The organism is Actinophytocola gossypii, from assembly GCF_025165815.1.
In the GTDB taxonomy this organism is placed as follows: Bacteria; Actinomycetota; Actinomycetes; order Mycobacteriales; family Pseudonocardiaceae; genus Actinophytocola; species Actinophytocola gossypii.
Map to the genome: position 1 here is coordinate 207266 of NZ_JAFFZE010000022.1, position 19032 is coordinate 226297.

The following is a 19032-nucleotide window of genomic DNA, read 5'->3' on the forward strand; positions in this document are numbered from 1 at the left end:
ATGGAAGTGTGGCTCATCTGGCTCGTGATCGCGGTCGCCGCCGGCGTGGTGGAGGTCTTCACGCTGACCGCCGCGCTCGGGGTGCTCGGCGCCGCCGCGCTCATCCCCGCCGCGCTCGCCGCCCTCGGCCTGCCGCTGCCGATCCAACTGCTCACGTTCACCGTCGCGGCCGCCGCCGGGGTGGTCCTGGTCCGGCCGATCGCGCTGCGGCACATGCGCACCCCGCAGGTGGAACAGTTCGGCGTCGACGCGTTGGTCGGCAAGCGGGCCTTCGTACTGCGCGAGGTGACCGACCGCGACGGGTTGGTGCGCATCGACGGCGAGGAGTGGACGGCACGACCGGCGTTCGAGGACGCCGAGGCCATCCCCGTCGGTGCGGCGGTGGACGTCATGCGCATCAGCGGGACGACGGCGTACGTCTTTCCGCATGAATGACACCTGGGAGAGAACATGGACATCTCGCCACTGCTGATCGCGACCCTGCTGATCGCGCTGCTGGTCGTCTTCACGATCGTGCGCGCGATCCGGATCGTGCCGCAGGCGCGGGCGCGCAACGTGGAGCGGCTCGGCCGGTACAACCGCACCCTCCAGCCGGGGCTGAACTTCGTCATCCCGTACATCGACCGGGTCTACTCGCCGATCGACCTGCGCGAACAGGTGGTCTCGTTCCGCCCGCAGCCGGTGATCACCGAGGACAACCTGGTCGTGGAGATCGACACGGTGCTGTACTTCCAGGTCACCGACCCGCGCGCGGCCGCCTACGAGATCGCGAGCTACCTGCAGGCGGTCGAGCAGCTCACCGTGACCACGCTGCGCAACGTCGTCGGCTCGATGGACCTGGAGAGCACGCTCACCTCCCGCGACACGATCAACAGCCAGCTGCGCGGCGTGCTCGACGAGGCGACCGGCAAGTGGGGCATCCGGGTGAACCGCGTCGAGATCAAGGCGATCGACCCGCCGAAGACGATCAAGGACGCGATGGAGAAGCAGATGCGCGCCGAGCGGGACAAGCGTGCCGCGATCCTGGCCGCGGAGGGCCAGCGCCAGTCCCAGATCCTCACCGCCGAGGGCGACAAGCAGTCGGCCGTGCTGCGCGCCGAGGGCAACCGGTCCGCGCAGATCCTCAAGGCGGAGGGCGAGGCGAAGGCGATCGACGCGGTGTTCCAGGCCGTGCACCGCAACGACCCGGACCCCAAGCTGCTCGCCTACCAGTACCTGCAGACGCTCCCGCAGCTCGCGAACGGGCCGAACAACACGTTCTTCGTCGTGCCGAGCGAGCTGACCGCGGCCCTCGGCAGCGTCTCGAAGGCCTTCACCGACGCGCTCCCCCAGTCGCCGGCCACCCGCGAGCCGGAGCCGGTCGTGGAGACCAGCTCACCGGCGGCCGACGACGCGGCGAAGGCCGCCGAAGCCGCCGCCGAGGCGGTCGCCGACGCCGCCGAGGCCCAACGCCCCGGTCCGGGAAAGCTCTGAACGACCCTTGGGGGCTCTGAACGTCCCAAGAGGGTCGTTCAGAGCCCTTTGACCGCGGCGACGAGCTTGCCGAGGGAGTCCTTGGCGTCGCCGAACAGCAGGGTCGTCTTCGGGTCGAACAGCAGCTCGTTCTCGATGCCGGCGAAGCCAGGGCGCATGGAGCGCTTGAGGAACACGACCTGGCCGGCGTGCTCGACGTCGAGGATCGGCATGCCGTAGATCGGCGAGCCGGGCGAGGCGTGGGCGGCCGGGTTGACCACGTCGTTGGCGCCCACCACGAGCGCCACGTCCGCGGTGCGGAACTCGGGGTTGACCTGCGCCATCTCCTTGAGCTTGTCGTAGGGCACGTCGGCCTCGGCGAGCAGCACGTTCATGTGCCCGGGCATCCGGCCGGCGACCGGGTGGATGGCGTAGGACACCTCGATCCCTCGGCGCTCCAGCTCGTCGGCGAGGTCGCGCAGGGTGTGTTGGGCCTGCGCGACCGCGAGCCCGTAGCCGGGCGCCACGATCACCCGGCGGGCGTAGCCGAGCAGGATCGCGATGTCCGCCGCGCCGGCCGAGCGCACCGGGCGGTCGGACTCGGTGGTGCTGCCCAGCGTCGACCCACCGGCGAACGCGCCGAACATGATGTTCACCAGCGACCGGCCCATGGCGTCGGCCATCATCTTGGTCAGCAGCGTGCCGGACGCGCCGACCAGCGTGCCGGCGACGATCAGCAGCGTGTTGGACAGCACGTAGCCGCTGGCCGCGACGGTGATCCCGCTGAACGCGTTGAGCAGCGAGATCACGATCGGCACGTCCGCGCCGCCGACCGGGAGCACGAGCAGCAGCCCGAGCCCGAGCGTCAGCACTGCCAGCAGGACGGCGCCGAGCACCGACGAGCCGACGGCCACCCAGATCCCGGTGCCGAGCGACCCGGCGACCACCGCGATCGCCACCCAGCGCATTCCCGGGAAGATCATCGGCCGGCCGGTGACGATCTCCTGCAGTTTGGCGAAGGTGAGCACCGAGCCGGAGAAGGTGACCGATCCGATGAGGACGGTGAACGCCAGCACCCCGAGGTGCGCGAGTCCGCCGCCGGTGCCCTCGGCCAGCTCCAGCAGCGCGACCAGCGCGCCCGCCGCGCCGCCGACCCCGTTGAACAGGGCCACCATCTGCGGCATCGCGGTCATCGCGACCCGCCGCGCGGCGATGAGTCCGATGCCGCCGCCGACCGCGATGGCCAGCAGGATCCACACCAGCCGGTCGGGCCGCTCGGCGGCGAACACCACGAGCACCGCGACGAGCGCACCGGCGGCGCCGATCACGTTGCCCAGCCTGGCCCGCTTCGGCGAGGACAGGCCCTTGAGGGCGATGATGAAGCAGACGGCGGCGACCAGGTACAGCAGCGCGGTCCAGTCCTCGTTCACGCGCGGGGCTCCTTCTCCTTGCGGGAGCGGAACATCTGCAGCATCCGGTCGGTCACCACGAACCCGCCGACCAGGTTGATCGTGGCGAGCATGATCGCGATCAGCTCCAGTACGAACAGCGCGGTCGACTCGGTGTGCGCGGCGACCGCGATCGTGCCGACCAGGACGATGCCGCTGATCGCGTTGGAACCGGACATCAGCGGCGTGTGCAGGGTCGTGGACACTTTGGAGATGACCTCGTAGCCGACGAACACGGCCAGCACGAAGATGGTGAGCAGCGCGATTCCGTCCACTTAGGACTCCTCTCCGAGCAGCTCGCGGGTGGGGGCGTGCCGGACCTCACCGGCGTGCGTGACGCAGGCGCCGGCGACGATCTCGTCGTCGAAGTCCGGCGTGACCGTGCCGTCGGAGTGCATGAGCAGCAACAGGTTCACCACGTTGGTGGCGTAGAGCTGGCTGGCCTGCGCGGCGAGCTGGCTCGGCACGTTCTGCCCACCCCACACCGAGACCTCGCCGATCGTGACCTCCTCGCCCGGCTTGGCGCCCTCGACGTTGCCGCCCGACTCCGCCGCGAGGTCCACCACGACCGAGCCCGGCCGCATCGCCGCCACCATGTCCGAGGTGACCAGCATCGGCGCCGCCCGCCCTGGCACCGCGGCGGTGGTGATCAGCACGTCCGCGTCGGCGACGTGCGGGGCGAGCAGCTCGCGCTGCATCCGGGAGCGTTCCTCGGTCATCTCCCTGGCGTAGCCGCCGGCGCCCTCCAGCGTCGGCAGCTCCAGCTCGACGAACTCCGCGCCCAGACTGCGCACCTCCTCGGCGGACGCGGCCCGCACGTCGTAGGCCCGCACGACCGCGCCGAGCCGCCGCGCGGTCGCGATCGCCTGCAGTCCCGCGACACCCGCGCCGAGCACCAGCACCCGGGCCGGCGGGATCGTGCCGGAGGCGGTCATGGACAGCGGGAAGAACCGGGGCAGCCGCTCGGCCGCGACCAGCACGGCCCGGTACCCGGCGACGAACGCCTGCGAGGACAGGGCGTCCATCGACTGCGCGCGGGAGATGCGCGGCACCAGTTCCATCGCCAGTGCGGTGTGCCCGGCGTCGCGCAGCGCCCGGACCAGCTCGAGCTCCTGCGCGACGGGCAGGAAGGAGATGGTCACCGCGTTCGGCGCGAGATCCCGCACCTGCCGGGCGGCCAGCGGCTGGACGGACAGCGCCACCCCGGCCCCGGCGAGCGCGCCGGCGTCGACCTCGGCGCCGGCGTCGCGGTAGTCGTCGTCGGTGATCCCCGCGGCCGCACCGGCACCCGGCTCGACCGCGACCTGAAGGCCAACTTCGATGAGGCGGGACACCAGACCGGGTACGAGCGCGACCCGCCGCTCGCCCGGTCGGGTCTCGCCGACCACGGCGATCTTCACCGAATCACCATAACCGCTGCCGGCGAAATGTCACGCTTTCACATTTCGCGGCTCGGCCGCCGGGACGGTGTCGCGCAGGAATTCCTCGATCCGGGGGATCAGGGTGGCGAGGTGGTAGGTGAGGAACAGGTCGAAGCAGTGGTGCGCGCCGGGAAGCTCCAGGTAGTCGACGCGGTTCGCCGAGGTCGCCCGGAGCCGGGCGGCGAGGTCGCGGGCGTCGGCCACCGGCACGAGGGCGTCCCGGTCCCCGTGCGCCAGGAGGATCGGCGGCGCGTCGGGACGGAGGTGGTCCAGCGGGGAGGAGTCCTCGACGTCCCCGTAGTAGCGGCCGTGGTACCCGTACAGGGACACGGCCGCGGCGACGGACGTGTCGGCCCGTTCGAAGCCGGGCTGGTAGCGCGGATCGTCGGCGGTCAGGGCGCACAGGGTCGCCAGGTGGCCACCGGCGGAGCTGCCGGCGACGACCACCGGGCCCTTGGCGATCCCCTGCTCCCGGACCCAGGCGATGGCCTGCTTCGCGTCGACCAGGTGACCGGGGAACGTGGTCCCCGGCCGCAGGCGGTAGTTGGCGCTCACGCAGACCCAACCCTGGGCGGCGAGGTGGTACAGCAGCGCCCTGGCCTCGCGGTTCTTCCGGCCGCTGAAGTAGCCGCCACCGTGGAAGTGGACGAGCGTCGGCCCGGTCGGGCGCGCCGGGCGGTAGACGTCGAGCAGGTTGCGGCGACCGTGCGGGCCGTAGCGGAGGTTCGCCGCGCGGGTCACGCCACGCCGGCGGACGGCGAACGGGGCGAACAGGATGCGCGCCCACGGCAGGCCACGGGTGCCGGACGCGAGCGACCGGCGAACCACCTCGGCGAGCCCGAGCACCGTCACCACCGCGACGGCGGCACCCGCCCAGCCGGCGGGGCCGGCGATGTCGCCCTCGGCGAACGCGAGCGCGGTCGAGGCCGCGAGCAGGTACCCGACCAGGAACGGCAGCTCACCGGCCAGCAGCCCGAGCCGGAACGTCAGCGGCCAGAGGAACCGCGGCCGGGTCGGCGCCACCAGCGCGCAGTAGGTGGCCGTGGCGACGACACCGACGGTGACCAGGTATCCGAGCGGGATGGGCATGGGCTCAGCATGGCGCCGGCACCGGACAGGGGACATCGGCCGGCGGTCGGCGCCGGGTTCGACTTTGGTCGGTAGCTGTCGCGGACGACGCAGGCCGCGAAACCGTCACATTTCCGACCTGTGCCCACGGGGCACCGGCACGACCTGCAGGGATCACCTAACGTGGGAGGTGGCGTCACGGTGCGTGGAACCGTGGGATTGGGGGAACGCGTGGACGAGACCGGGCCCAGACCGGGCGGCGAGCGATTACTCGTTCCCCGGCAGCTTCCCGCGCCGCCCGTGCATTTCGTCAACCGGCTTCCCGAACTGTCGCGTTTGGACTCCGTGGTCAACGCGGGGCGGGGAAGAACGCCCGGGATCGCCGTGTTGCGTGGTCCCGGCGGGATCGGGAAGTCCGCCCTCGCCCTGAACTGGCTGGAACGGGTGCGTCGGCGATTCAGTGACGGCGAGCTGTACGCGGGTCTGGCCTCCTCGGCGGGGCGACCGGTCGCCGTCGAGGACGTGTTGGGCGGGTTCCTCCGCGCGCTCGGGGTCGCGCCGGACCGGGTGCCGTCGAGCCTGGACGAACGGGCCGCGCTGTACCGGTCGGTGACCGACGGGCGGGCGGTGGCCGTGCTGCTCGAGGACGCCGTGTCCGCGGCTCAGGTCAAGGTGCTGCTGCCGGCCTCGGCGGACAGCCTGGTCGTGGTCACCACCCGGCGGCCGCTCGCCGGGCTGCTCACCGAGGGCGCGGTCGTGGTGCCGGTCGACCCGCTCGACGAGGCGGGCGCCATCGAGCTGCTGGAGCGGCAGGTCGGCCCCGAGCGGGTGGCGACCGAGCACCGGCCGACCCGCACGCTCGTCTCGCTCTGCGCGGGCTTCCCGCTCGCGTTGTCCGTGGTGGCCGCCCAGCTGGTGCTGCGGCCGCACCGGTCGACCGCGCGGCTGGTCGACGAGCTGCGCAGCGAACGCCGACGATTGGACCTGTCCGTGGAGGAAGACCTGTCCGTCCGGGCCACCTTCGAGCTGTCCGTCCGCGCGCTGCCGGCGGACGCCATGGCCGCCTACCTGGCGATCGGGGTGCAGCCGGGGTCGCTCGTGTGCACCGAGCTGACCGCCGCCGCCTGCCGGATGGGCCAGCACCGGGCCCGTCAGGCCCTCGACGAGCTGGTCGACGCGAGCCTGCTCGACGAGGTCGACGACGGGCACTACCGCTGTCACGACCTGGTGCGCGCACACGCCAGGGTGGAGGCCGACGAACGACTCGATCTCGACGAGCGGCTGGCGGTCGCCCGACGCTCGCTGGAGTGGTACCTGCACGCCGCCCACGCGGCCGGGCGCACGGTGATGCCCGCCCGACCACCGATGACGCTGCCGGACACGACGAGTCGGTACGAACTGCCCGACGGCCTGGACCAGTACGCCGGCGCCCTCGACTGGCTCGAACGACACCGGCACGACCTCGCCGCCGCGGTACGCCTGTCCGCCGAGACCGACCAGCACGCCCTGACCCATGCGCTCGGCCAGGCCATGCAGCCGCTGTTCTACCTGCACCGCCACTACCGGGTAGCCGCCGAGGTTCACGAGCTGGCCATGGACGCCGCCGCGGCGATGGGCGACACCCGCGCGGAGGCGGGAATGCGCCGCCGCCTCGCCCGGGTACTGGTCCACCTCGACGAGCTTCCGCGAGCCCGCACGCAGATCGACACCCTCCTCCTGCGGGCCAGGGAGACCGGTGACCGCCGCGAGACCGCGCACGCGATGAAGAGCCTGGCCCGGCTGCACAGCCGGCGCGGGGAGCACCACCTGGCCGCGACGGCGCTGGAGGAGGTGGCGGAGATCCTCCGCGGCCTCGGCCTACGGCGAAGCCTTGCCCTCGCGCTGATCGAGTTGGGCGCGACGCTCGTTGAGCAGGACCTGCCCGGCGAGGCGGTGTCCCACCTCGACCAGGCCAGGGCCCTGCTGCTGGCGCTGGACCCGCCCGACGAGTACAACGCGGTCCAGGCCGTGGTCGGGCTCGCCGACGCGCAGCTGCGCCGGGGCGACCACGGGGCCGCCCTGGCGCTGCTCACCGACGCGCTCCCGGTCCTCTCCTCGCTCGGCTCGGCCTACCATCTCGGCCGCGCCCACGCGCTGCTCGCCGAACTGCACACCGCGCGAGGTGAGCACGAGCGCGCGCGGGAGCACCGGCTCCAGGCCGACGACCTGCACGGGCGGGTCGCCGGCCCGGAGCGCGAGGACTAACGCAACCGGTGCACGGCAGGCAACCCGTGCGTGTCCGCCAGCGCGGCGAGCCCGGCCGCGGAGAGGCCGAACTCCTCGTCCGGATGCCCGCCGACCTTCCAGCCGGCGCCGAGCACCGCGTACCGCGCGGCGAGCACGGGGTCGCCGATTTCGTGGTATCGGTGCACGAACACCGCCAGCAGCGTGTCGCCGGCGCCGTTGGTGTACCGGACACCCCGCGGCGTGGCCGCGTCGACCTGCCACACCGACCGGTCGTGACGCACCGCGACCACCGCCCCGCCGCTACCGCACCCGACCAGGGCCACCGGCGTCGCGAACCGGCGCCACAGCCCGTCGACCCACGCCAGTGGGCCGTCCGGCAGCCGCTCGTGCGAGCAGGCGAGGATCGTCGCCGCGCTGAACCAGTCGCGCTTGTGCGGGTTGTCGACGTCGGTGTTGAGGTGCAGGTCGGTCGCGATCGGCACGCCGCGGCCGGCGGCGACCTCCACCAGGGACCGGGTGAACGCGGTGCTGTTCACCAGCGCCACCTCGCACCCGGCCTCGTCCAGCAGCGCGCCGAACAGCTCCGGCGGGTAGCGCAGCGCCGGAAGGGAGCGCAGGTCGGTGGTACCGGCCCGGGTGCCGTCCCGGTCGTAGAGCACCAGCGACCTCGGCTGCTCGGCGCACACCTGCGTGGCCGGCCCGTACCAGCCGCGCTCCCGGAGCCCGTGCATGGCGAGGATCCCGAGCGGGTCGGAGCCGACGTAGGTGGCGAACGTGACCGAGGCCCCCAGCGCGCGCAGCGTGGTCGCCCCGGTCCAGCCCGTGCCGGACAACCGCACGCTGAGCCCGTTCGGCCGGTGCTGCCCGGAGGCGAACGGCACCGGGAAGGCCTCCACCGCGTGCGCCAACCGGACATTGACCACACCGGCCACCGCGACGGCGGTCATCAGCGGTCCCTCCTGTTCCACTGTGGACCAAGCCAGGCGCCGTAGACGCTCCGGCCGAGGCGGACGGCGTCCTCCGCCGACCACGGGCGACCGCGAACGAGCCGGACGCGGACCCCGTCCGGCAGGCCGACCAGGCACCAGCGGCCGGCGCGCTGCCTGCTCACCACGACGACGCACCCCGGGTAGCGCCGGCGCGCGACCGAGAGCCAGCGCCGCGCGAACCAGCCGGTCCGGTGCCGGGCGATCAGAATGTCGGCCGCCTGCGCCCACTCCCGGCCGTCGACGTCCACGACCGCGACCACGGCCGCGCGGGCGACGTCCCGCTGTCTCATCGCCACCGCCTCTCCCCCGCGACCGGGACCGGCACCGGCTCCACGGCGCGGTGCCGGCCGCGCGCGGTGATGCCGAGCAGCCGGTACATCTCCTGTCGCAGCAGCCGGTGCGACTGCCCCGGCCGCGACGTGACCAGCCGCGCGAACGCGTCCCGCGCGACCGTCGCCCGCCACTGCGCCGCGGCGAGCAACTGCGGCTCGATCGGCTGGGACCGGACGAGCCGGGGCGCGGTGCCGAGCAGTGTCTGCGGCGAGTCCGGGTTGAGCGACTCGATCGGCAGGTCCGTGCACAGCACCGGCTTGCCGAGCGCGGCCGCGTAGACGGTGGTCGAGCCCTGGTCGCCGATCACGTAGTCGGCGGCGATCGCGAAACCGCGCCAGTCCTCGTCCGGCTCGACCAGCAGCATGCCGCCGGTACGCGCCGAGCCGAGCCAGGACCGCACCTGCCGCAGCCCGTGCCCGAACCAGACGCCGGGGTGCATCATCATCGCCACCCGGTAGCGCGCCGGGTCGAGCTGGCGGAGCAGGGTCGGCAGGTAGCGCTCGAACCGGCTGAACAGCGAGTGCGGGCCCCAGGTGGAGGTGACCAGCACGAGCCGCCGTTCCGGCCCGACGCCCAGTGCCGCGCGGTACTCGGCACGCTTGCGGGTGCTGGCGAGCATCCGGTCGAAGCAGGGGTCGCCCGCGACGAGCGCGACGTCGAGGGCCGGCGGGCACTGCCGTTCGAGCAGTTCGAGCTGCGAGTCGTGGGACAGCACCAGCGAGGACGGCAGCACCCGGCCGTCGCGGGTGAGTCGTCCGGCGTCAAGCCCGTAAACCGGGCCGGCGCTCCCGCCCGCCCGCTTTCCGAAGGACGCGCCGTGCGGGAAAACCATTAGCGGCGCGTGAATTCGATCATTGTCGGCGTGTGCCGCCGCGAGCGCCAGATCGAACCGCTCCCGAGTTGCCTGCGCCCAGGGAATCCGCATCGCGCCCAACGATTTCAGATAGTCCCCGACACCGCCGCTGAACACGGCTGGCGCCTGGCTGTAGACCAGTTGCACTCTCGGGTCGGACTCGATCAGGTCGACCACGTCCAACAACCGCTGACCGGCCACCAGTGAGTGCACGGCAACGAGCACCTTCTTGCTCCCGACGCGGGAGACGTACCCGGGCGCGTCGAGCCCTATGGGCACCGGCTTCCATTCCTGTTCGGTCATATCACTCCCTCTCCCATACGACATGACGGGAGGGAGCTTGCGGCACCGCACGGACAACCGACTTTCAGATCACTTTCACTCGGCACACGAAGGAGTAACAGTTGAATATCAGCGCGTGACATCACTTAATTTGATGTTTCTTCGGGCCGACTCTGCTAGGGGAAATACGCCGAAACTGTGTGGGGGCGTAGGGTGCAGCTGCAAATTCTGGGGTCCGTGCAGATGACCGTGCACGGAGCACGCGCGACGGTCGGTCCCACGAAGATCCGTAGCCTGCTCGGGATACTGGCGTACCGGTGCAACGAGCCGGTCGCGCTGAGCGTCCTGGCCGAGGCGCTGTGGGATGACGACGGACCGACGGATCGGATCGCGACCCTTCAGTCCTACAAGTCGCGGTTGTGCCGGACGCTCGAGCTGCACGGGCTCGCCGAGGTGAGCAGAGAGCACGGCGGGTACCGCCTGCGCATCGATCCATCCGCAGTGGACTTCCACCGCTTCGAGGCCACGGTCCGCGACGGACACCGAGCGGCCGGTCGGGGAGATCACGCCGCGGCGGCCGATCTGTTCGATGCCGCGGTGCGCCTGTGGCGCGGTCCGCTGATCGCCGACCTCAGCACGACCTGGGCTCGTCGGCAGCAGGAATCGCTCAGGATACGGAACCTGCTGCCAGCTCAGTGCGCGCTGCTCGAGGCGAAGCTGCGGCTCGCCGACCATGACTTCGTTCTCGGCGCTCTGTCGTCGTTGCTGGACGACTACCCGCTCGAGGACCAGCCGGCAATGCTCTTGATGCGCGCGCTGGCGGCCGCGAATCGAGCGCAGGAGGTGCGGCCCTTCTTCCGCGACTACTGCCAGCGATTACAGGACGAGCACGGCACTGTCCCCGGTGCGGATCTCATGGCGACGTACCAGGAAGTCACCGGGCGAGGCGAGACCAGGACGCACCCCGCGCCTGCTCCGAGACCGCCCAGGGCGACGCCGCACTTCATCGGCCGCGAGCACCTGATCGGGCAACTCGACGCGCTGCTGACCGGGCCCGAGCCTCCCACGACGCTGGTGGCACTCGACGGTCAGCCCGGCGTCGGCAAGACCACCCTCGTCAAGCACTGGGCCCACAGCCGGCAGCACCTCTTTCCGGACGGGGTCCTGCACGCCGACCTCGGCGGCTACTCCACCACCGGCCCGGTCGAGCCGGGGACGGCGATCGCGGGCTTCCTCGACATGCTCGACGTTCCGGCCGCCGACGTGCCACCCACCACCGAGGACCGAGCGGCGCTGCTGCGTCAGCGGCTCGTCGGCCGGCGTGTGCTCGTCGTCATCGACAACGTGCGGAACAGCTCGCACGTCCGTCCCGTCCTGGCCGCCGTCGCGAACTGCCCTACCGTGATCACCAGTCGTCAGCGACTGACCGGGAACGCCGTTCGGGACGGGGCCGAGCGGTTCACCGTGCCGGAACTCAGCACGAACGAGGCGGCCGGCCTGCTGGCGGCCCACGTCGGCCCGAGGACAGCCGACGAGCCGGCCGCAGTGGCCGAGTTCGTCGCGCTGTGCGACCGGCTGCCGATGGCGGTGTGTATCGCCGGGCAGTACGCGGCGTCTCGGCCCGCGGTGCCGATCGGCGACCTGGCCGACGAACTGCGCCAGACCCGACGGCTGCTCGACATCGGCTCACACGGCGACGACACCACTCTCCGGTCCACCTACGCGCTGTCCTACCGAGCACTCCCCGCCGCGCAGGCCAGGCTGTTCAGGTTGATCGGTCTGTTGCCCGCGCGTTTCTCGGTGGCGGCGGCCGGAGCGGTGAGCGCGGTGCGGCGACCCGATGTCGACGACCTGTTGGACGGGCTGGTCAGCGCGCACCTGGTGGAGCAGGAGGGTGCGGGACGGTTCCGGATTCACGACCTGTTGCACCAGTTCGCGGCCGACAGCGCGGACGAGGACGAGCCGGCAGCCGACCGCGAAGCCTCCATGCTGCGGCTACTGACCTGGTACGTGTGTTCCGCCAGGAACGCGAGGCCGTTCCTCACCTCCGATCCGCACGACGTCCCGGAACTGACCGGGGTGGAGCCGGTGACCGCACGCGAGTTCGTCGACCGCGACGACGCCCGCGCGTGGTTCACTCTCGAACGGAAGACCATGGTGTCACTGGTGCAGCGCGCCGGCGAACAAGGGCACCACGAACACGTCTGGCGCCTGGCGGCCTGCTTGAACCTGGTCAACACCCAGGGCGACCTGCACGAGATGCTCGGGGTGCACCAGCGGGGAGCCGAGTCGGCGGCGATCGTCGGTCAGCGGGTGGCGGAGGCCGGCTGCCTGAACAACGTCGGTTACATCCACCAGAAGCTGCAGGACGCGGTGCGGGCCGGCCGCTACTTCAAGCAGGCATACCACGCATTTCACGCCGTGGGTGAGACCTATGGCGAGGCGGTCAGCTTGCACAACATCGGCACGACGCATCTGGAGCTCGGTGACCCGGCCGACGCCATCGCGTGGTACCGCCGGGCGCTGCACCTGTTCAGTGCGGCCGACCAGGAGTGGGCGATCGCGAACGTGTACAGCAGGCTCGGCGAGGCATTTCGTCGGCTGGACCAGTTCGACGAGGCGGACTCGCACTACCAGCGAGCCTGGCGAATCCACGAGAAGCTCGGTGACCAGCGGCGCCAGGGCGAGGTGTTGAACCGTTTGGCGCGGCTGTACCTCGACCGGGACCAGCCACGGGACGCCGTCGCCTTCGGGCAACACGCGCTGGATCTCCACGACCGGACCGGCGACCGCGACAGCGCCGCCGAGGTGCTGTGCACGCTCGCCGAAGCCCGGCTGAGGCTCGGCGAGCGTGCAGAGGCCACAGCGCACGCGTCGGAAGCGGCACGGACCTACGCCGAGATGGGCAACGTCTCGGGGCAGGCGACGGCGCTGTCCGTGCTCACCGAGGCCCAAGCTGCGGCCGGTGAGGAGGACCAGGCCCGGACGACGTGGGCACAGGTCACGGAGTTGCTCGACGGCATTGACGACGAGCGCGCTTCGAACGCCAGGGAGCGCTTACGGTGGCACAGCCCGTCAGTACCTGCCCCACGCTCGACCGAACCGGCCATGACCCGATCGCGTGTCACCCGATCCAACCACCTAATGAAGCCTGAGTAGTGGCGACCGGGGCTACGGGACGATCCCGGTCATCTCAAACCACTCCGCGAAGTACATGCCGGCCTTGGCACAGACGACGGTCCACATGCGGCGCGTAAACCTGCTTTCGTGTCCAATAAGGGATCCTGGCGACCAGTTCTGCCGCCGAGCGACATGATCGGGGATCATGATGCCCGAGGGCCACAGGTTTGGGCACAGGGGTCACCCGATCGTGTGGAGCGTCCAACTGAGAGTGCGCGTGGGCCGGTAGTGTGCCGGAGTGATTTCCTACGTCATCGCCGATGTGTTCGCCGATGAGGCGCTTCGGGGCAATCCGGTCGCGGTGTTCCTGGACGCCGACGACATCCCCGGTGAGCGGATGCAGCGCATCGCGCGGGAGATGAACTTGTCCGAGACGACGTTCGTCCTTCGGGCGGAGCGGGGTGGGGATGCTCGGATCCGGATCTTCACCCCGGTGACCGAGCTGCCGTTCGCGGGGCATCCGACCTTGGGGACGGCGATCGTGCTGGGGGCGGGCTCCGGCTCGGACGAGATGGTCCTGGAGACCGGGAAGGGGCCGGTGCCGGTCCGGTTCGAGCGTGGGCACGGTGGCGTCATTCGGGAGGCGACGATGCGCCAGCCGATCCCGACCTGGGAGCCTTACCCGCACGCCGAACAGCTGCTGGCGGCGCTCGGGGTCGGGAAGTCCACGACGCCCGTGATCGCCTATCGGAACGGGCCTCGGCATGTCTACGTGGGGATGCCGGATGTCGACGCGCTCTCGGCGTTGCGGCCGGATCTGGGGGCGCTTGGCGAGCTGGAGGACATCGGGGCGAACTGTTTCGCGGGGGACGGTGCCTCCTGGCGGTTGCGGATGTTCGCTCCCGCTTACGGGGTCGCCGAGGATCCGGCTACGGGCTCGGCGGCGGGGCCGCTCGCGTTGCATCTCGCTCGGTGCGGGCTCGTGCCGTACGGGACTCGGGTGGAGATCGGGCAGGGCGTCGAGATCGGGCGGGCGTCGACGATGTACGCGCGGGTCGTCGGGTCGGACTCCGCGGTGGAGCGGATCGAGGTGGCGGGGTCGGCGGTCGTCGTGGCGCGCGGGGAGTTTCTCGCCGCTCGGTGAACCTGGCACGACTCGGGTCCGTACCTGCTGGTGTGATGCGACTACTCGCCTCGTGCCTTGCCGTGGTGTCGATGGTGCTCGCGGGGTGCGCCGCGGAGCTGACCGAGGAGGAGCTGCGGGCCGCGGAGGGGTACGGGTCGCACGAGGAGGGTGGGCACGGGGCGGCCGCGCCGCGCACCACGAACTCGATGCCGTCGGAGTTTCATACCTGGCGGGAGCTCGCGGACACCGTCGGGTGCACCGCTCGGCTGCAGGGGCGGGCGGACGACTTTCGTCACGCCGCGTGTGTCAAGGATGGTGACACGATCGTGTTCCTCGACTTCGACAGCGTCGAGGGGCAGCGGGACTGGCTGGACTCGGGACTGCTGTACGGCGGGGTCTACCTGGTCGGCGAGCGGTGGGTGCTGTCCGGTCGGTCACGGGAGTACATGGAGAGCCTCCGCCCGGAGCTGGGCGGCGACATCGAGGAGGCACTCACCCACGGTGGGGGTGCCTCGTAAGGAAAACGGTCACCGGGTTCGCGGTTCGGGAGATGAGTTTCCGTTCCGCCACCAAGCCGTTCGGGCGCTCGCCCGACCGCCGTCCCGGTTCCCCTCGTCCACACCGGGTCCGATCGGCCGAACTGGAAGTCAGCGGCACCGCCGCGACCACCAAGCCGGGCGGTGACCGCCGGTACCGGTCCGGGCATCCGACACGGTGCGGGCGGCGGGGCTTGCACAGATCCTGGTTCCGAACATGCTGGTCACCTCCTCAATCCCCCGTATGATTCCGTTGATCCCCCACCGGTTCCAGGGTTGCCCAGGATCGTTGCCGTTCCGCTACCTCGCGTTCCACCCAGCCGGCCGGCCACTTCCGTCTCAGGCCGCGGGCCGTCCGGGTGCGGGCTCCGGCCAGCGACACCGACGTCGTCGTGCCGAAGTCGACCTCGCCCTCGAACACGCTGCCACGGAACGGTTTCGGCTCGGCGCCGAAGTCGACGCGGCGGAAGTCGGCCAAACCGACGAACCGGGCGTCGCGGAAGTCCGCGGTCTCCGCGACGGCCGTGCCGCGGAACGTCGTGGGGCCGATGAACGTGGTGCCGGCGCACCGGATCGAGCGCAGTTCGCAGTGGGTCAGCACCAGGCCGGTCAGGGTCGCGCCGGTGAGGTTGAGGTCGGTGTCCGGCCAGAACCGGTCGCCCGGCCGCAGGTGCCGGGCGAGGATGTCCTGCGCCGCGCCGCGGACCTCGGCCTCCTCGTCACCCCGGCGCGGCAGCGGTCGGGCCGGCATCCGCAGGTACGCGCAGAACAGGTCGACGATCGTCTGCCGGTGCGCAGGGTTCTCCTGCGCCAGCCGTTCCAGCCCGTACAGGCCGGCCAGCCGGACCGGGGCCTTGTCGCTGCCGAGCTGGTCGGCCGCCCTGCCGTACAGCTCGGTCACCCGGCGCTCGGTGGCGTCCAGGTCGCGCTGCCGCACGTCGATCTCGGTGACCCGCTGCCGCCGCGCCGCCAGCAGCAACGCCGCCGCGCCGCCGGTGCCGACCACGATGCTCGCGGCCGTGCGGATCACGTCCAGCCGCACGGTGTCCCGCGTCTGCCCGGAGCCGAGTACGGTCCACAACACGGTGACGACGACCGCGGCGAGGGCGAGCAGGCCGCCCGCCCAGACCGCGATCGTGGTGGTGGACAGCACCTGGTGTCTGTCCGCGCGCTTGTTGTTCATACCTCCGTCCGAGGGTAGCGGTCATGAGGTGAGTGCGATCGGGTGGCGACAGGGAGCGACCGTACTGGGCGAGTTCACCGTCGAGCGGGACCTCGGCCGGGTGACGCTCGTGCGCGACGGCGAGCGGTACGGCGTCACCCGGATCCCCGCCGGTGACCTGGTGGCGCAGCGGCGGCTGCTGACCGAGCTCCGGCGCTGGGCCGCGCTGCCCGCGCACCCGCACCTCACCGCCTGCCGGTTCGTCCGGGCCACCGGCGACGAGCTGTTCGTGCTCACCGACCACGCACCCGGTGGCTCGCTCGCCGCCCGGATCGGCGACGGGAGCCTCTACGCCGGCGACGACCCCACGGCGACCGTGCCGCGGGTCGCGGCCGAGATCGCGTGGGGGCTCGACGCCGCGCACGCGATGGGCGTGCCGCACCTCGGCCTTACCCCGGACGCGGTGCTGTTCACCGGGGAGAACGCGGCCACCCTCACCTGGTTCGGCATCGCGCCGGCCGCGGCCGAGAGCGCGTACTCGGCGCCGGAGCAGGCCGGGGACCAGCCGGTCGGACCGGGTGCGGACGTGTGGAGCTGGGCGGTCATCGTGCTGGAGATGTTCGCCGGGGAGCGGAGCTGGCCGTCGGCCGCGCTCGCCGACGCGGTGCTCGAACAGCTGGTGGCGCAGCGGCGCTGGCGGGTGGAGATGCCGTCGAAGGTCGCCGAGGTGCTGCGGGAGTGCCTGCGGTTCGACCCGACGCGCCGGCCGGCGTCGCTGCGGGACGTCGCGGCCGCGCTCACCGACCAGCCGCCACCGCAGCGCCCGTCGGTGCTCGACAGCGAGCCCGGCGATCCGCGGGCCTGGCTGACGTTCGCCTACGAGACCGCGGGCCTCGACCCGAGGACGGCGACGGTGTTCTGGCCGGGCGAACGCCCGCAGGAGGAGGTCCGCGCGTTCGCGGTCGCCCGGCGGGTGCTCGACCAGGCCGGCACGGTCTGGGCGCGGGCCAGGCTGCGCGCCGACGCCGGGCGGGCGGCGCTGCGCCACGGAGACACCGGCACCGGGGTGGCGCACCTGCTGGCCTGCGCCGACCTGCTCGCCGACCGCACCGACGAGGACTCCCGGCTCCTGCTGGCCGCCGTCCGCACCGACCTGGCCCCGCACGACGACCCGGGCCGGGCGGTCGCGGTGGCCGCGGAGCTGACCGGTCGCCCCGAGGTACTCGGCGCCGCCCTGCTGGCCCAGGCCGGCACGCTCGGCGACCCGAACCTCTACGCGAAGGCCCTGGCCGCCTACGAACGGGCCGGTGACGCGGCGGGCGCGGCGCGGTCGGTGATGGCCAAGGCCAAGGCGTTGGACCTGGCCGGTGCGCCCGACCTCGCCGACCGGCTGCTGGCCGGTCTCCAGCCGGACGATCCCGTGCTGGCCGGGCGGATCGCGCTGGACCGCGCGGGTCTGGCGCGCCGGCCGCCGGCGGCGGTGCTGGCGCACGCGCTCGCGGCGGTCGCCCGGTTCGCGCCGTTGGTGCGCGAGCACGGCCGGCACGAGTTGGCCGGCGACCTGGGGCTGGCGTGGTCGCTGGCCGCCGCGGCGCACGCGGACCTTGGCCGGCCGGGACCGGCCTGGGACGCCTACCGGGCGGCGCGGGTGATGCTGGCGGCGGCCGTGGTGCGGGACGGGCGGGACGACCTCGCCGACGAGCTGGCCACGGTCTTCGACCACGAGGCGACGTTGGCGCGAGAGCTGGCCGGTGCGCGGGCCGGGGCGGAGGCGGCCGGCCGGGCGGTCGAGCTGTGGCGGAGCCTCGGCGAGCGGGGTGACCGGCTGGCGGAGCTGGCGACCGCGCGGGAGCGGTACGGCACCGCGCTGATGGAGGCCGGTGACACCGCGGGGGCGCGGGAACAGTTCGACGCGGTGCTGCGGCTGGTGCCGGAGTCGGAGGTGTCGAGCCGGTGGCGCACGCTGGCGGCGATGGCACACCGCCAGCACGGGGTGCTGCTGCGCCGGGCCGGTGACCCGGTTGGGGCGTGCGGCCGCTACCAGCACGCGCTGTACCTGCTGGCCGACGCGGACGATTCGGGGTTCACCCGGGTGCTGGTGCTGGAGAGCCTGAGCGGTGCGCTCGGCGACGCCGGGCACCTGGACGAGTCGGTGCAGGTGCTGCGGCAGTCGTCGGAGGAGCTGGCGATGCTGGTCACCACGGGGGTGCGTGGGGAGGCTGACCTGGCGGACTCGACGCGGCGGCTGGCCGGGGCGCTGTTGGAGCTGGGTGACTTCCCGGCGGCGCGGGAGACCGCGTTGGCCGGTTTGGCGCACTACGGGCGACTGATCGCCGGCGGGCGGGACGACCTGGTGGTGCCGGCAGCGCGGCTGCGCGCCACCTACGGCTACGTCTGCCACCGGCTGTCCGATGTGGACGGCGCGGTGGCCGCGATCAGCGAGGCCAGGGCGGTGCTGGGCGCGGACGCGGTGGTGGCCAGAGGACTCGACGCGCAGCTGGCGGTGCTGCGCGCGGTGGCCGCGTTGCGCCCGGAGGACCTGGACGGCTGGTTCGCCGAGCAGCGGGTGGCGTTGTCGGCGGCGGCGGCGTTGTCCCGGTCGGGGCGGACGCGGGAGGCGTCCCGGCAGGGCGAGGAGATCCTCGGCAGCCTTGGCTGGCTGACCCGCACGCTGCCGACCGAGCAGGGCTACGCGCTGTGCGGGCGGGCCGGGGTGCACCTGGGCATGTGGGCACTGCACGCGCGCCGCAACGGGGCGGCGCGGCACGGGTTCGCGGTGGCGGCGGAGAGCTTCGGCACGCTGGTCGACAACGGGCTGCGCCAGTACGTCGAGGACTGGGCACGGGCCTACGTGGGCACCGCGTCGCTGCTGACCGTCCTCGGCGACGACGGTGGCGCCGAGGACGCGGTGGCCGAGCTGCTGGCGATCATGGCCGACGTGGACGGCGCCGCGGTGCCGGAGTGGCGGGAACGCGCCGCGCGGGTGGTGGCGGAGATGCGGTCCGCGCGGGGTTAG

Annotated in this window: 15 protein-coding genes; 7 read left to right on the top strand and 8 right to left on the bottom strand. The window is 72.4% G+C overall.

Annotated features, from left to right (window positions below; genetic code table 11):
* Together JT362_RS27940 and JT362_RS27945 are read left to right on the top strand one after the other, a co-directional pair.
* Complete coding sequence (locus tag JT362_RS27940) at positions 1–435, top strand: NfeD family protein (RefSeq protein WP_260194792.1); 435 nt, start codon at positions 1–3, stop codon at positions 433–435.
* 15 nt (positions 436–450) lie between these two features.
* The gene (locus JT362_RS27945) at positions 451–1473 is read left to right on the top strand and encodes an SPFH domain-containing protein (RefSeq protein WP_260194793.1); all 1023 of its coding nucleotides are present in this window, start codon (positions 451–453) and stop codon (positions 1471–1473) included.
* Positions 1474–1511: 38 nt separating this feature from the next.
* Here JT362_RS27945 and JT362_RS27950 read toward each other — a convergent pair whose 3' ends face one another.
* From JT362_RS27950 to JT362_RS27965, 4 genes are read right to left on the bottom strand one after another with little or no spacing between them, the layout of a single operon-like run.
* The gene (locus JT362_RS27950; RefSeq protein WP_260194795.1) at positions 1512–2882 is read right to left on the bottom strand and encodes an NAD(P)(+) transhydrogenase (Re/Si-specific) subunit beta; all 1371 of its coding nucleotides are present in this window, start codon (positions 2880–2882) and stop codon (positions 1512–1514) included.
* The gene (locus JT362_RS27955; RefSeq protein WP_260194797.1) at positions 2879–3175 is read right to left on the bottom strand and encodes an NAD(P) transhydrogenase subunit alpha part 2; all 297 of its coding nucleotides are present in this window, start codon (positions 3173–3175) and stop codon (positions 2879–2881) included. Before JT362_RS27955 ends, JT362_RS27950 begins: the two co-directional genes overlap by 4 nt.
* Positions 3176–4300: a Re/Si-specific NAD(P)(+) transhydrogenase subunit alpha gene (locus tag JT362_RS27960; RefSeq protein ID WP_260194799.1), complete on the bottom strand. Its 1125-nt coding sequence runs from the start codon at positions 4298–4300 to the stop codon at positions 3176–3178.
* A 30-nt stretch (positions 4301–4330) separates the two neighbouring features.
* Positions 4331–5410: an alpha/beta hydrolase gene (locus JT362_RS27965; RefSeq protein ID WP_260194800.1), complete on the bottom strand. Its 1080-nt coding sequence runs from the start codon at positions 5408–5410 to the stop codon at positions 4331–4333.
* A gap of 180 nt (positions 5411–5590) precedes the next feature.
* Between JT362_RS27965 and JT362_RS27970 the strand changes: the two genes are divergently transcribed.
* Complete coding sequence (locus tag JT362_RS27970) at positions 5591–7633, top strand: tetratricopeptide repeat protein (protein WP_260194801.1); 2043 nt, start codon at positions 5591–5593, stop codon at positions 7631–7633.
* Here the strand turns inward: JT362_RS27970 and JT362_RS27975 are convergent.
* The 3 genes from JT362_RS27975 to JT362_RS27985 are packed head-to-tail and all read right to left on the bottom strand — an operon-like array spanning position 7630 to position 10093.
* Complete coding sequence (locus JT362_RS27975; RefSeq protein ID WP_260194802.1) at positions 7630–8562, bottom strand: carbohydrate kinase family protein; 933 nt, start codon at positions 8560–8562, stop codon at positions 7630–7632. The genes JT362_RS27970 and JT362_RS27975 overlap by 4 nt on opposite strands.
* Complete coding sequence (locus JT362_RS27980) at positions 8562–8894, bottom strand: hypothetical protein (RefSeq protein WP_260194803.1); 333 nt, start codon at positions 8892–8894, stop codon at positions 8562–8564. Before JT362_RS27980 ends, JT362_RS27975 begins: the two co-directional genes overlap by 1 nt.
* On the bottom strand, positions 8891–10093 hold the full coding sequence (locus JT362_RS27985) for a hypothetical protein (RefSeq protein WP_260194804.1): 1203 nt from the start codon (positions 10091–10093) through the stop codon (positions 8891–8893). Before JT362_RS27985 ends, JT362_RS27980 begins: the two co-directional genes overlap by 4 nt.
* Before the next feature lie 222 nt (positions 10094–10315).
* Here JT362_RS27985 and JT362_RS27990 point away from each other — a divergent pair, with 222 nt between their 5' ends.
* The 3 genes from JT362_RS27990 (at position 10316) to JT362_RS28000 (ending at position 14836) form a co-directional block, all read left to right on the top strand.
* On the top strand, positions 10316–13231 hold the full coding sequence (locus tag JT362_RS27990; RefSeq protein ID WP_260194805.1) for an AfsR/SARP family transcriptional regulator: 2916 nt from the start codon (positions 10316–10318) through the stop codon (positions 13229–13231).
* A 259-nt stretch (positions 13232–13490) separates the two neighbouring features.
* The gene (locus JT362_RS27995) at positions 13491–14336 is read left to right on the top strand and encodes a PhzF family protein (RefSeq protein ID WP_260194806.1); all 846 of its coding nucleotides are present in this window, start codon (positions 13491–13493) and stop codon (positions 14334–14336) included.
* A gap of 35 nt (positions 14337–14371) precedes the next feature.
* Positions 14372–14836 carry a hypothetical protein gene (locus JT362_RS28000; protein ID WP_260194807.1) on the top strand — a complete coding sequence of 155 codons (465 nt, stop codon included), beginning with the start codon at positions 14372–14374 and terminating at the stop codon, positions 14834–14836.
* Positions 14837–15086: 250 nt separating this feature from the next.
* On the opposite strand, the gene JT362_RS28005 is transcribed toward JT362_RS28000, so the two are convergent.
* On the bottom strand, positions 15087–16037 hold the full coding sequence (locus JT362_RS28005; RefSeq protein ID WP_260194808.1) for a pentapeptide repeat-containing protein: 951 nt from the start codon (positions 16035–16037) through the stop codon (positions 15087–15089).
* Between the two features lie 28 nt (positions 16038–16065).
* On the opposite strand from JT362_RS28005, the gene JT362_RS35475 reads away from it, so the two are divergent.
* Complete coding sequence (locus JT362_RS35475) at positions 16066–19032, top strand: protein kinase domain-containing protein (protein ID WP_311202760.1); 2967 nt, start codon at positions 16066–16068, stop codon at positions 19030–19032.

Coding starts and splice junctions, on each gene's coding strand:
- JT362_RS27940 (WP_260194792.1), top strand. CDS start 1: ATGGAAGTGTGGCTCATCTGGCTCGTGATCGCGGTCGCCGCCGGCGTG.
- JT362_RS27945 (WP_260194793.1), top strand. CDS start 451: ATGGACATCTCGCCACTGCTGATCGCGACCCTGCTGATCGCGCTGCTG.
- JT362_RS27965 (WP_260194800.1), bottom strand. CDS start 5,410: ATGCCCATCCCGCTCGGATACCTGGTCACCGTCGGTGTCGTCGCCACG.
- JT362_RS27975 (WP_260194802.1), bottom strand. CDS start 8,562: ATGACCGCCGTCGCGGTGGCCGGTGTGGTCAATGTCCGGTTGGCGCAC.
- JT362_RS27980 (WP_260194803.1), bottom strand. CDS start 8,894: ATGAGACAGCGGGACGTCGCCCGCGCGGCCGTGGTCGCGGTCGTGGAC.
- JT362_RS27985 (WP_260194804.1), bottom strand. CDS start 10,093: ATGACCGAACAGGAATGGAAGCCGGTGCCCATAGGGCTCGACGCGCCC.
- JT362_RS27990 (WP_260194805.1), top strand. CDS start 10,316: ATGACCGTGCACGGAGCACGCGCGACGGTCGGTCCCACGAAGATCCGT.
- JT362_RS28000 (WP_260194807.1), top strand. CDS start 14,372: ATGCGACTACTCGCCTCGTGCCTTGCCGTGGTGTCGATGGTGCTCGCG.
- JT362_RS28005 (WP_260194808.1), bottom strand. CDS start 16,037: ATGAACAACAAGCGCGCGGACAGACACCAGGTGCTGTCCACCACCACG.